At 62.8% G+C, this 11,862-nt stretch carries 11 protein-coding genes; 3 read left to right on the forward strand and 8 right to left on the reverse strand.

Going from position 1 to position 11,862, the window contains the following annotated elements; translation table 11 throughout:
- Positions 1-84 precede the first annotated feature (84 nt).
- Together algB and HU766_RS08130 are read left to right on the forward strand one after the other, a co-directional pair.
- A complete protein-coding gene (gene algB / locus HU766_RS08125; protein WP_186655300.1) occupies positions 85-1,431 on the forward strand; it encodes a sigma-54-dependent response regulator transcription factor AlgB in 1,347 nt (448 codons plus the stop codon).
- Positions 1,428-3,206: a KinB sensor domain-containing domain gene (locus HU766_RS08130; RefSeq protein ID WP_186655310.1), complete on the forward strand. Its 1,779-nt coding sequence runs from the start codon at positions 1,428-1,430 to the stop codon at positions 3,204-3,206. Before algB ends, HU766_RS08130 begins: the two co-directional genes overlap by 4 nt.
- A 15-nt stretch (positions 3,207-3,221) precedes the next feature.
- Here HU766_RS08130 and HU766_RS08135 read toward each other — a convergent pair whose 3' ends face one another.
- The 8 genes from HU766_RS08135 to HU766_RS08170 form a co-directional block, all read right to left on the reverse strand.
- Positions 3,222-4,841, reverse strand: coding sequence for an EAL domain-containing protein (locus tag HU766_RS08135; RefSeq protein ID WP_186655312.1), 1,620 nt, complete (start codon positions 4,839-4,841; stop codon positions 3,222-3,224).
- Between the two features lie 72 nt (positions 4,842-4,913).
- On the reverse strand, positions 4,914-5,690 hold the full coding sequence (locus HU766_RS08140; protein WP_186655315.1) for an N-acetylmuramoyl-L-alanine amidase: 777 nt from the start codon (positions 5,688-5,690) through the stop codon (positions 4,914-4,916).
- Positions 5,691-5,769: 79 nt separating this feature from the next.
- Positions 5,770-6,162: a hypothetical protein gene (locus HU766_RS08145; RefSeq protein ID WP_033702535.1), complete on the reverse strand. Its 393-nt coding sequence runs from the start codon at positions 6,160-6,162 to the stop codon at positions 5,770-5,772.
- Between the two features lie 100 nt (positions 6,163-6,262).
- Positions 6,263-8,206: a GGDEF domain-containing protein gene (locus HU766_RS08150; protein ID WP_186655328.1), complete on the reverse strand. Its 1,944-nt coding sequence runs from the start codon at positions 8,204-8,206 to the stop codon at positions 6,263-6,265.
- A 27-nt stretch (positions 8,207-8,233) separates the two neighbouring features.
- The gene (locus tag HU766_RS08155) at positions 8,234-9,088 is read right to left on the reverse strand and encodes an endonuclease/exonuclease/phosphatase family protein (protein WP_033702533.1); all 855 of its coding nucleotides are present in this window, start codon (positions 9,086-9,088) and stop codon (positions 8,234-8,236) included.
- Positions 9,089-9,099: 11 nt separating this feature from the next.
- Complete coding sequence (gene dsbA, locus HU766_RS08160; protein ID WP_186655330.1) at positions 9,100-9,732, reverse strand: thiol:disulfide interchange protein DsbA; 633 nt, start codon at positions 9,730-9,732, stop codon at positions 9,100-9,102.
- 204 nt (positions 9,733-9,936) lie between these two features.
- Complete coding sequence (locus HU766_RS08165; RefSeq protein WP_033702531.1) at positions 9,937-10,554, reverse strand: c-type cytochrome; 618 nt, start codon at positions 10,552-10,554, stop codon at positions 9,937-9,939.
- Positions 10,555-10,585: 31 nt separating this feature from the next.
- Positions 10,586-10,888, reverse strand: coding sequence for a c-type cytochrome (locus HU766_RS08170; RefSeq protein WP_186655332.1), 303 nt, complete (start codon positions 10,886-10,888; stop codon positions 10,586-10,588).
- Between the two features lie 201 nt (positions 10,889-11,089).
- Between HU766_RS08170 and yihA the strand changes: the two genes are divergently transcribed.
- The gene (gene yihA / locus HU766_RS08175) at positions 11,090-11,722 is read left to right on the forward strand and encodes a ribosome biogenesis GTP-binding protein YihA/YsxC (protein WP_033702529.1); all 633 of its coding nucleotides are present in this window, start codon (positions 11,090-11,092) and stop codon (positions 11,720-11,722) included.
- Positions 11,723-11,862: the final 140 nt, after the last annotated feature.

Consider the following 11,862-nt stretch of genomic DNA (forward strand, 5'->3'; position numbering starts at 1 on the left):
AGGACAGAATCCTTCAGAATTGACCATGCAACTTGCCCGATTTTTCCCACACTAATTGAAGATCTATCCTAAGGAGCGCAGGAAATGGAATCAGCCCAGGACAAGCAAGGCCGCATTCTGCTGGTGGATGACGAGTCCGCGATCCTGCGCACCTTCCGCTACTGCCTCGAAGACGAAGGCTATAGCGTGGCCACCGCCAACAGCGCCGCGCAGGCCGAAACCCTGCTGCAACGCCAGGTGTTCGACCTGTGCTTCCTCGACCTGCGCCTGGGCGAGGACAACGGCCTCGACGTGCTGGCCCAGATGCGTATCCAAGCCCCGTGGATGCGAGTGGTGATCGTGACCGCGCATTCGGCGATCGACACGGCGGTGGATGCCATCCAGGCCGGTGCCGCCGACTATCTGGTCAAACCCTGCAGCCCCGATCAACTGCGCCTGGCGACCGCCAAGCAGCTGGAAGTGCGCCAACTGTCGGCGCGCCTCGAAGCCCTTGAAGGCGAGGTGCGCAAGCCCAAGGACGGCCTCGACTCGCACAGCCCGGCCATGATGGCGGTGCTGGAAACCGCGCGTCAGGTGGCCACCACCGACGCCAACATCCTCATCCTCGGCGAGTCCGGCACCGGCAAGGGTGAACTGGCCCGTGCCATTCATGGCTGGAGCAAGCGGGCGCGCAAAGCCTGCGTCACCATCAACTGCCCGTCGCTGAATGCCGAACTCATGGAAAGCGAGCTGTTCGGCCATACCCGCGGCGCCTTCACCGGCGCCAGCGAGAGCACCCTTGGTCGCGTCAGCCAGGCCGACGGGGGCACGCTCTTCCTCGATGAAATCGGCGACTTCCCGCTGACCTTGCAGCCAAAGTTGCTGCGCTTCATCCAGGACAAGGAGTACGAGCGTGTCGGCGACCCGGTCACCCGCCGGGCCGATGTGCGCATTCTCGCCGCCACCAACCTCAACCTTGAAGAGATGGTGCGCGAAAGCCGCTTCCGCGAAGACCTGCTGTACCGCCTCAACGTCATCACCTTGCACCTGCCGCCCCTGCGCGAACGCAGCGAAGACATCCTGACCCTGGCCGATCGTTTCCTGGCCCGCTTCGTCAAGGAATACTCCAGGCCCGCCCGTGGTTTCAGCGATGAGGCCAGGGCTGCCCTGCTCAACTACCGCTGGCCCGGCAACATTCGTGAACTGCGCAACGTCGTGGAGCGCGCCAGCATCATCTGCCCGCAGGAACGCGTGGAGATCAGCCACCTGGGCATGGGCGAACAGCCGGCAGGCAACGCGCCCCGCGTGGGCGCGGCATTGAGCCTGGATGAGCTGGAGCGCGCGCACATCGGCGCCGTGCTGGCCGCCAGCGATACCCTCGACCAGGCCGCCAAGACCCTGGGCATCGATGCCTCGACCCTGTATCGCAAACGCAAGCAGTACAACCTATGAAGTGGCAGATGAAGCTGCGCACGCGGCTTTTCCTCAGCATTTCGGCACTGGTCACAGTGGCCCTGCTGGGCCTGATGCTGGGGCTGGTCAGCGTGCTGCAGATGGCCACGGTGCAGCAGCAGCTGGTACGGGACACCACCCACGCGCTGGAAGTGGGACTGAAACTGCGGCAAAACCTCGGCGAACAGCTGACCCTGATACTCGATGAGAACACCGCGCCGCAGAACCTGCGGCTGTTGCAGGACAACTTCCAGGCGCTGCTCGACCAAGGGCTCGAACAAGGCGGTGAACGCACCGGTTTCAGTAAGGCCAGCAGCAATTACCAGACCTTCCTCCAGGCCTACCGCGACAGCCCAGCACCTGCGCGCAGCATGGGCAGCGACGAGCCACTGGGGGCAGCCTTCAACCAGCTACGCACCGACCTCATCGATTCGCACAAACAGGCGCTGGAACACATCACCCGCAGTGAAGAACGTACCCGTGATCGCGCCTTGCTGATCAGCGGCGTGCTCGGCCTGATGGGCTTGGCGATACTGGTATTGGGCTTTGTCACCGCGCACAACATCGCGCGACGCTTCGGCCAACCGATCGAAGCCTTGGCCAAGGCGGCCGATCAACTCGGCAAGGGCAACTTCGACGTCACCCTGCCAGTCACCCAGGCCAGCGAGCTCAACCAGCTGACCCGTCGCTTCGGGCTGATGGCCGACGCCTTGCGCAAGCACCAGGCCACCAACGTCGATGAGCTGCTGGCCGGCCAGCAACGCCTGCAGGCCGTGCTCGACAGCATCGACGATGGCCTGCTGATCATTGACCGGCAGGGCCGCCTGGAACACCTCAACCCCGTGGCCCAACGCCAGCTGGGCTGGAACGACAGCCGCCTTGGCAGCACCCTGGCCGAAGCCTTGCAGCGCCCGGAGCTGGAGCAGCAACTGCGCCAAGTGCTGCGCGGTGGCAGCCTCGATCGCCCGCCAGACGACCTGAACATCGACGTCGATGAAGAAACCCGTCTGCTGACCTACAGCCTGACACCGGTCAGCCACCCTCAGGGGCCGATTCTGGGCGCGGTGATGGTGCTGCACGATGTGACCGAGCAGCGGGCCTTCGAGCGCGTGCGCAGCGAGTTCGTTCTGCGCGCCTCGCACGAACTGCGCACACCGGTCACAGGCATGCACATGGCGTTCGGCCTGCTGCGTGAGCGGGTGAAGTTTCCACCCGAGGCGCGCGAGTACGACCTGCTCGAAACCATCGGCGAAGAAATGCAGCGCCTGACCCAGCTGATCAACGACCTGCTGAACTTCTCTCGTTACCAGAGCGGCTTGCAGAAACTCGAACTCGCCCCTTGCGCCATCGATGAGCTGCTGGAGCGCGCGCAGCTGCGTTTTGTCGAACAGGCCGCACTCAAGCAGATCGAGCTGATCAAGGAACTGGAGCTGCCGCTGCCTCGCATCCAGGCCGATGTCGCCCAGCTCGACCGGGTACTGGACAACCTGCTGCACAACGCCGTGCGCCATACCCCCAGTGGTGGCCGCATACGCCTGCACGCAAGGCGCCATGCCGAGCGTGTGATCATCAGCGTCGAGGACAACGGCGAGGGCATCGCCTATGGGCAGCAGGGGCGTATCTTCGAGCCCTTTGTGCAGGTGGGGCGCAAGAAGGGCGGTGCAGGGCTGGGCCTGGCGTTGTGCAAGGAGATCGTGCAACTGCACGGCGGCCGAATGGGCGTGTTTTCCCGCCCGGGGCAGGGCACCCAGTTCTACATGGCCTTGCCGGTGTAGCCAGCGGGGCGGGCCTCAGGACTCATCGTCGGCCCGCCGTCCAGCCCCCTCGCGCCGGCCGCGGGTGACCAGTTCGGCAAACTGGCGGGCATTCAACGGGCGGGCGAACAACCAGCCCTGCCCATAGTTGACCCCTTCGCTGTAGAGCAGCACCGCCTGGTCTTCGCATTCGATGCCTTCGGCAATCACTCGCAGGTGCAGGTCATGCGCCATGCGGATGATGTGCGGGGCCACGCCACTGCTGGCGGCGTCATGCCCCAAGGCATCAATGAAGGCCTTGTCGATCTTCAGGCAGTCGACGGGCAAGGTCTGCAGATAGGCCAGGCTGCAATAACCCGTGCCGAAATCGTCGATCAACACCTGATGGCCCAACGCACGCAGGGCCTGCAGGTTGTCACGGGCTACCACCACGTCGATCAGGCCGCGCTCGGTGACCTCGAAAGCGATCTGGCTGGCCGAGACCCGGTGCTGGGCCAGCAACCGCGCCGCGACCCGGCCTATACGAGGGACCATCACGTCGCACGCTGCAAGGTTCACCGAGATGTACAGGTTGCGGTGCGAACGCAGCAACTGGCCAAGCTGTTCGAGCACACGTTGCAGGACAAAATCGGTGATCTGGCGGATTTGCCCGGTATTTTCGGCCAGGGGTATGAACAGGTCCGGGCTGGTCAGGGTACCGTCAGGGCGGCGCCAGCGCACCAGGGCTTCGGCGCCGACACAGCGCCGGGTGTCGAGCTCGATGATCGGTTGGTACAGCACCTGCAGCTCGCCTCGGCGCAGCGCGTTCTGCAACTCCGAGCTCATCGACCGGCGCTGCAGAATCAACTGCAGCACCAGCCAGCCGATGCAACAGGCGGCCAGCACGCTGCCGGGGAACAACAGCCAGAGCATGCCGTTCATGCGCAAGGGCAGGCTGGCACGCGGCGCGATCAGCACCAGTTGATAGTCCGGTGATTTGGTTGGCATGCGGTAGATGAGGCGGTCGCTCAGCTCCAGCAGCGACTTGTGGCTGGCCGTCCAGGCCGAGGGCGGGGGCCAGACCTGCGGTGGGCCCAGTACCGGGATTGCCCGCGTACCGTTGTCCAGCACAACCACCAGGCTGCCGCCGGGCGGCAGGTGGACCACATCGGTCAGGTGCCCGCGCGAGGTGGACACCACGAAATTGCCACGCCCTAGCATCAAGGCCGCCAGGTTTTCGTTGGGTTCGGTAGTGGTATTGAGCCAATAGCTGTAGGTCGGGCCCTTGATGTCAGGCGCCCGCAGGGGTTCGAACGCCCGCTCATCACCCCGGTTGGAGCAGGCGACATTGGCATCCACGTAGGCCGCCTCATAAATGAAGCGCGAGCTCAGGCCAACTTGCTGCAACGCCGCCAGCATCTGCGGGCTGCAACCTCGCAAGGGCTGCGCCTGCAAGATATCCACCCCTTCACGCAACTGACCGAACACCTGTTCGAGGCGTTCGAGAAAGCGCTCTCCCCGGGCATTCATCTGTGCGCTCTCGCTTTGCTTCATCTGCTGCAGGGCAATGCCGATGCTGGCGGTCAGCAACAGCGCGGCGCTGGCCAGCGCCGCCAGTGAGGCCAGCATCCAGGGACGGTAGAAAATTTGGCGCAGCGTGGAGATGAGGGCTGACATCAAGGGCATCCAGTTGATTACTAAGGTATAGCAACTGGATCAGGAATCGCCCTCGCCGTTGGGCGCCTCAGCTCAACGCATGCGGTTGAGCACCTGCAGCATGGCGGCCGTTTGCGCGTCGGGCATGCCATCGAAGCGTTGTGGCCGGAAACGCATCTGGAACGCGGCGATCACATGCCGCGTGGCAACGTCCAGCTCACCGGTTTGCGCGATGGCGTAGCCGAACCGCGCCAGTTCCTGCTGATACCAGCCCACGCTTGGCGGGTTGACGCTGAAGAAGGCTTGTTGACGGGCGACGGCGTTAGCCTCGGGCCAGATACCGATGCCGGCATCAGCCAAACGCTTCCACGGGAACAACGGGCCCGGGTCGAGCTTGCGCAAAGGTGCGATATCGCTATGGCCAACGATGTGCCGGGGGTCGATCTTGTTGCGCGTGACGATGTCCTTGAGCAGTGCGATCAAGGACTGCACCTGGGCTTCGCTGTAGGGGTACCAGACCCGGCCATTGGGAGTGTCGGTGAACCCTGGGTTGACGATTTCGATGCCAATAGAAGTGGAGTTCAACCAAGTGCGCCCCTGCCACTGGCTGTCACCGGCATGCCAGGCACGGCGGCTTTCATCCACCAGCTGATAGACCGTGGCCGGGCCGTCGCCAATCAGGTAATGGCTGCTGACCTCGCCGTGGGTCAACAGCGCCAATGAGCGCTCAAGCGAGGCATTGGTGTAGTGCAGGACGACGAACTGGATACGGTTGTCCTGGTTGACCGAAGGGTGGCTGCGGTCGATGCGCAGGCCCGTCGAGCAGCCGGTCAATATCATCAGTAAAAGCGTTGCTAAAAGGGTCTTCATCGAAAGGGCACGTCAACGTGAATAGATAAGTTAGCCACAGTATAACGAGCCCCTTTCAGACGGCGCGGCTCAAGCAGCCTCAACGCATGCACATCAGCATGAACGCCAGCGAATTGTCTCCACTGGCGCCGTTGACGTCTATCAGCTGGGTGTTAATGGTAACGCCCCCGTCAACACTCGGCATACCAACAACTTTGGCGTGGCCATGCAACAAGCGGGTCTGCGTGCTCCCATCAATCGGCGAAACAGAACAAAACCTGGGGTCCTGCTGAACGATGTGCTTGTTGAGGTGCATCTTGTACTGCGTGAAGTAATTGGATTGCGGTGTCTTTTCTACTTTTTCGATCCATTTCGGCCAAGATCGCAGTACTTCACCCTCGGCGCTGATATGCGCCGTCCAGTGATCATCTGCGGCCATGGCACTGACATGGAATGTCAGGCTCACTATCAGTGGCAGTGTCCATCTGGTCATTTTCGACTCCTGAGTAAGTAGTTCAATCGACCGCTGCTGGTGATTCAGCATCACGGCAAGCCAGTCTCGAACACTTCTCAGCCCGCAACGCGGTACATATTTACCCCTGCTCCACTCGATTTCGCCCCAAATCCTTGGCTCGGTACAACGCGGTGTCGGCGCGCTTGAGCACCTGGTCGCCGCGCTCGCCCGAGCGAAACGCGCCCAGCCCGATAGAGGCGGTGATCACCACGCGTTCACCCTTGAAGTGGAACGGGCACGCTTCGATGGTCGCACGCAGTACCTCGGCCATCTGGGCGGCGGCCGCTGGCGAGGTCTGCGGGAACAGCAGCACGAACTCCTCACCGCCGTAGCGCGCGATGAAATCGCGCCCTCGCAGGCGTTTGCGCAGCTGGTCGGCGACGATCTTCAACACCTTGTCCCCCGCCAGGTGCCCATAGTTGTCGTTGATGCGCTTGAAGTGGTCCAGGTCGAGGATCGCCATGGCCAGATGGCCGCCACTTTCATGCCAGTCGAGCATCTCGCGTTCCAGGTGCTCGCTCCAGGCCGCGCGATTGGGCAGGCCGGTCAGCGGGTCCAGCAACGCCTTTTGCCGCTGCTCTTCGAGGTGCTCGCGATAACCGAGCGCCTCGTGTTCCATGTTCGCCACCCGCTCGGACAGGCCTTGCAGGCGCCCGGCGAGCTCCTGCTCGCGACGATCACGCTCGTGCTTGTGTTCGTCCATGGTTACCAACAGGCCTTCGAGGCGGTTTTCCAGGATGTGCTTGAGGCTGTCCACATCGGCGGCACCTTGCACACTGCTCTGCAGCCCATCGACCTGCTTGCGCAGCTGGGTATCGAGCGCCTGGGCGGCGCTGCTGTTGTCGGCATGCCCGGCACTGGCTTCGTGCAGGTGACTCTGGAAGCTTTCCAGGCGCTCGTTGATCTGTTGCAGGTAGGTCTCGAATTCGTGCTGGCCGCTATCGGTTATCGCCAACATCAGCACCGCTAGGTCATCCAGCACCGGGATCAGCTCATACCAATTCAGCCCACGCGCCACCCGCCCGCGCATTTCCTGGGCCTGGGCCTTGTGCCGTTCGGGCAGGCTGAGGTCGTCGAGCAGACCGATCAGGGTCTGTTCGATGTGTGCGGCCACTTGGCTGTAGGGCGGCTCTACCGCATAGGGCAGGGCATAGGGGCCGTCTTCGCCGAAGGTGTCTTCGAGCGCCTGCGCAGGTTCTGCCTCAGCCGCGGGAGAGATGAGGGTAGTAGCCAGCTCGGGCGCCTCGTCCGGCAAGGACTCAGGTTGTGGCGTGGCCGGCGTGTCTGTGGTTTCGATCAGCGCCGGGCCCTCGGGCGCCTGTGCCTCAGTCAGCGGGGCTGGCAACGGCAGCAGGGCGTCCACATCGTCGGGCTGCGGGTCCTCGGCTGTGCGCTGTACGGGGGCTGCTGCCGGCTGCGGCACTGCGTCTGCCATCACGCCCGCAGGCGCTGCTACCAGCGTAGCCTCGGCGTCGGCGTCAGCTTCGCCGGGTTGCTCGTTCTCACGCCCGCCAAACAAACGCTGCAAAAAGCCCGGCCGCTCTTCCTCGGGCTTGCCCAAGGCAGAGAGTGCGCGGCCTTGCAGGCCACTCAGCTCGCCCAGCAGCGGGGGCAGTTCACGTGACTGGGCGACCCCAACATCAAGCTTCTTCGCCAGCTTTTTCAGCGGCCGCGAGATGTCGCTCGGCAACGGCAGGCCTTGCAGCTGGCTCACCAGCGATGTCAGCGCATCACTGACCTGGTTCATGCGGGTTTCACGGCGCTGCTCGGAGTCCAGCACGGCCTTTTCCAGGCGCGGGATCAGCCCGGCAAGGCCCGCGTCCATATTGTCGCTGCGGATGACCTCGCGCATTTCCTTCATGCACGCGTCCACCACCTTGTCGCTACCTTCGGCGGCCAGGGTGCTGCGCACGAGCCCGCGACGCAGCAGGTCGAGACGTGCGTCCCAACGGCGCTCAAGCTTCTCTTGCTGCTCGATGCTCTTAAGGTATTTCTCTTTCCAGCGCTCAGCGTCGTCAGTCATGCCCAGGTCCGCAAACGGTGATGGCAATTAGCTCAAAACCGGCAGCGTATCCACAGTCAATGCATCAGGCAATCGAATCTCGACGGCAACGGGAAGGTGATCGGAAATTGGCTGCGCCAACACCTCGACACGCTCAAGCGTAAGGGTTGGGCTGAGCAGGATATGGTCCAGGCAACGCTGCGGTCGCCAGCTGGGGAAGGTGGCCTCGACCTGAGGGGCAACCAGGCCCAGATCGCGCAGGGGCGAACGCTCCAGCAGGTCGGTGGCATGGGTGTTCATGTCACCCATCAACACCTGATGGCGGTAGCCGCCGATCAGCTCGCGAATATAGCTGAGCTGCAGGGCACGGGTCTTGGCGCCGAGTGCCAGGTGCATCATCACCACGATCAGCGCATCTTCACCTTCGCCGAAACGCACCAGGATTGCACCGCGACCGGACGGGCCGGGCAAAGGGTGGTCTTCAAGGTGTTGCGGCTTGAGGCGGCTGAGCACGCCGTTGCTGTGCTGGGCAAAACGCCCAAGGTTGCGATTGAGCTGCTGGTACCAATAGGGGAAGGCACCCAGGTGAGCCAGGTGTTCGACCTGGTTGATGTAGCCTGAGCGCAGGCTGCCACCATCGGCTTCTTGCAGGGCCACCAGGTCGAAGTCACCGAGCAGTTGGCCGATCTTCTGCAGGTTGCCGGCACGCCCGGTATGCGGCAGCAGGTGCTGCCAGCTGCGGGTCAGGTAGTGCCGGTAGCGTTCGGTGCTGATGCCGACCTGAATGTTGAAACTGAGCAGCCGCAGGCGACCATCCTCTGGCAGGCCGGGAGCCTGCAGGTGATGCTCGTTGACCTGCGGCTGGTGCAGGCCAATGCCACGCGTGGTTCTGAAGCGGGGCATGGGTACGCCGCTTACTTAGCGGCGCGCTCCTTGTCGATCAGCTGGTCGGCCACTTTAAGCACGCCTTCAGGCCCGCCTGCAGTGCCCAGGTCGAAGCGGTACTTGCCGTTGACGACCAAGCTCGGTACGCCGGTGATTTCGTACTTCTTCGCCAGTTCCTTGGCCTGGTTGACCTGGCCTTTGATGGCGAAGGAGTTGAAGGTGGCGAGGAACTTGTCCTTGTCCACGCCTTGAGTGGCGAGGAAGTCGGCCATGTCCTCTGGGTCGGTCAGGCGTTTGTTCTGGTTCTGGATGGCATCGAACACTGCCGCGTGAACCTTGTGCTCGACGCCCATGGCTTCGAGGGTCAGGAACATCTGGCCGTGCGCGTCCCACGGGCCACCGAACATGGCGGGTACGCGCTTGAAATTGACGTCTGCTGGCAGCTTTTCGGCCCACGGGTTGATGGTCGGCTCGAAGTGGTAGCAGTGAGGGCAGCCGTACCAGAACAGCTCGACCACTTCGATCTTGCCGGGCACGGAAACCGGAACAGGGTTGCTCAGCTCGATATATTCCTTGCCGGCAACAGGCTCGGCGGCCTGAACGGCGGTCATACCGAATACGCTGGCGGCGACCAACGCAGCGCTGAGAATCAGTTTACGCATGCTTTACTCCTGAGCATTCATGGGTCGCCTCGACGCGACCTGTACCTGAGACAGGTCGGGCCAGGCCCGAGTTCTGTAGTGTAACGGCTGCGGACGCAAAAAAGGGCGGTCCGGCCGCCCTTTCATCTTTGGCTTACAACATTAACCGAATGTTAATGCGCCAATTTCTTCGCGGGTTCAGCCGCGAAGAAATCGACAACCACCTCAGTGCAGGCCCTGGATGTAGCTGGCCAACGCTTCGATATCGTGGTTGCTCAGCTTGCCCGCGATGGTGCGCATGGTCGTGGCGTCGCCATCGTTGGTACGCACGCCTTCACGGAACTCGGTCAGCTGCTTGGTCACGTACTGCGCGTGCTGCCCGCTCAGGTGCGGGAAGCCGGCCAAGGCGATACCTGCGCCGTTGGGCGAGTGGCAGCCGGTACAGGCAGGCAGGCCTTTTTCCAGGTCGCCGCCGTTGAACAGGGCACGGCCACGTTCGACCAGCTTGGGGTCGGCCGCCCCGACGCTGCCCTTCTGGCTGGCAAAGTACGCGGCGATATCGGCCAAGTCCTGGTCACTGAAGGCGGCCAGCATGCCGGTCATCTCCAGCACGGTGCGCTTGCCGGACTTGATATCGTGCAGTTGTTTTTCGAGGTAGCGCTGGCCCTGGCCTGCCAGTTTCGGGAAGTTCGGTGCCAGGCTATTGCCGTCGGGGTTGTGGCAGGCACCACAGACGGCCGTCTTGGCCTGGCCGGCGGCGGCATCGCCTTTGATAGGTTGCGCAGCAGTGGCCGCACCTGCGACACCCATGGTCAACAGCAGACTCACGACTAGTTTGTTCATCAGCTAATCCAACACGGCTAAGGGTGAAATGTTATGTATCGGGACTGCCGCTCATCCAAAGGATGACCAAACGGTAGTCCTCGGCACTGCAGTCCATGCACAATCCACGCGGCGGCATAGCCTTGAAACCCTGGGTCACATGCCTCACGAGTACATCCACACCTTGCGCCAGCCTTGGCTCCCACGCTGCCCGGTCACCCCGCTGGGGGGCCTGTGGCAACTGCCCGGCGTGACAGGCCGCACACGTGCGGTTGTACAACACCTCGGGATCCTGTGTAGCCTGTGCGCTGAAAAACGGCAGGAACATACCGACAGCAAGCAGCCATTTCGCCATGCGGAACGACCTTCAGGGTTGGGGGCCGCGCTGCGTTCTGATGCGCGAGCTATTGTTCGACACCCCATGCTCGCTCTCCTTCGCTGGGAGAATGAGCACACAAAAACTGGGGCATTATATACTTCCGCCATCCAAACGGAAACGACACCGCTTGCCAGGCTCGAGCCTTCAGAGTCAGGCAACACCCACATCGGATATCCCATGCAAGTCAAGAACCCCATCCTCGGCCTCTGCCAGAAAGCCACATTCGCCCTCAGCGCTGCCAAGGTCGAACAATGCCCGGACGACCAGGGTTACGAGGTGGCTTTCGCCGGCCGTTCCAACGCCGGCAAATCCAGCGCCCTCAATACCCTGACTCATGCCAGCCTGGCGCGTACCTCGAAAACCCCGGGGCGCACCCAGCTGTTGAATTTCTTCAGTCTGGACGATGAACGGCGTTTGGTCGACCTGCCGGGCTACGGTTATGCAAAAGTACCGATTCCGCTCAAGCAGCACTGGCAGCGCCACCTGGAAGCTTACCTGGGCAGCCGCGAGTGTCTGCGCGGGGTGATCTTGATGATGGACGTGCGCCATCCGATGACCGACTTCGACAAGATGATGCTCGACTGGGCCAAGGCCAGCGGCATGCCGATGCACATTCTACTGACCAAGGCCGACAAGCTGACCCACGGCGCGGGCAAGAACACCTTGCTCAAGGTGCAGTCCGAGATCCGCAAGGGGTGGGGCGACGCGGTGACCATCCAGTTGTTCTCGGCGCCCAAGCGCCTGGGGCTCGAAGAGGCCTACCGCGTGCTGGCGGGCTGGATGGAACTGGAAGACAAGCCTGCGGAATAAAGGCTGATCACTGATCCTGGAGCCTTGCCGAAAGGCCGCTCCAGGGATCGTAGGGTGGTCAAATCCCAGGCAAAAAAAACCCCGGACTTCGTATGGGGAGGGGGAAGTTCGGGGTCCAAGTCCGGACCGCTAGGGCGGGG

Source organism: Pseudomonas sp. SWRI77, assembly GCF_014269105.1.
GTDB lineage: Bacteria > Pseudomonadota > Gammaproteobacteria > Pseudomonadales > Pseudomonadaceae > Aquipseudomonas > Aquipseudomonas capeferrum.

What these genes read in the sequence shown, in the direction of transcription:
- algB (WP_186655300.1), top strand. Translation starts at nt 85, where the DNA reads ATGGAATCAGCCCAGGACAAGCAAGGCCGCATTCTGCTGGTGGATGAC.
- dsbA (WP_186655330.1), bottom strand. Translation starts at nt 9,732, where the DNA reads ATGCGTAAACTGATTCTCAGCGCTGCGTTGGTCGCCGCCAGCGTATTC.
- HU766_RS08165 (WP_033702531.1), bottom strand. Translation starts at nt 10,554, where the DNA reads ATGAACAAACTAGTCGTGAGTCTGCTGTTGACCATGGGTGTCGCAGGT.
- HU766_RS08170 (WP_186655332.1), bottom strand. Translation starts at nt 10,888, where the DNA reads ATGGCGAAATGGCTGCTTGCTGTCGGTATGTTCCTGCCGTTTTTCAGC.
- HU766_RS08135 (WP_186655312.1), bottom strand. Translation starts at nt 4,841, where the DNA reads ATGTCAGCCCTCATCTCCACGCTGCGCCAAATTTTCTACCGTCCCTGG.
- yihA (WP_033702529.1), top strand. Translation starts at nt 11,090, where the DNA reads ATGCAAGTCAAGAACCCCATCCTCGGCCTCTGCCAGAAAGCCACATTC.
- HU766_RS08150 (WP_186655328.1), bottom strand. Translation starts at nt 8,206, where the DNA reads ATGACTGACGACGCTGAGCGCTGGAAAGAGAAATACCTTAAGAGCATC.
- HU766_RS08130 (WP_186655310.1), top strand. Translation starts at nt 1,428, where the DNA reads ATGAAGTGGCAGATGAAGCTGCGCACGCGGCTTTTCCTCAGCATTTCG.
- HU766_RS08155 (WP_033702533.1), bottom strand. Translation starts at nt 9,088, where the DNA reads ATGCCCCGCTTCAGAACCACGCGTGGCATTGGCCTGCACCAGCCGCAG.
- HU766_RS08140 (WP_186655315.1), bottom strand. Translation starts at nt 5,690, where the DNA reads ATGAAGACCCTTTTAGCAACGCTTTTACTGATGATATTGACCGGCTGC.
- HU766_RS08145 (WP_033702535.1), bottom strand. Translation starts at nt 6,162, where the DNA reads ATGACCAGATGGACACTGCCACTGATAGTGAGCCTGACATTCCATGTC.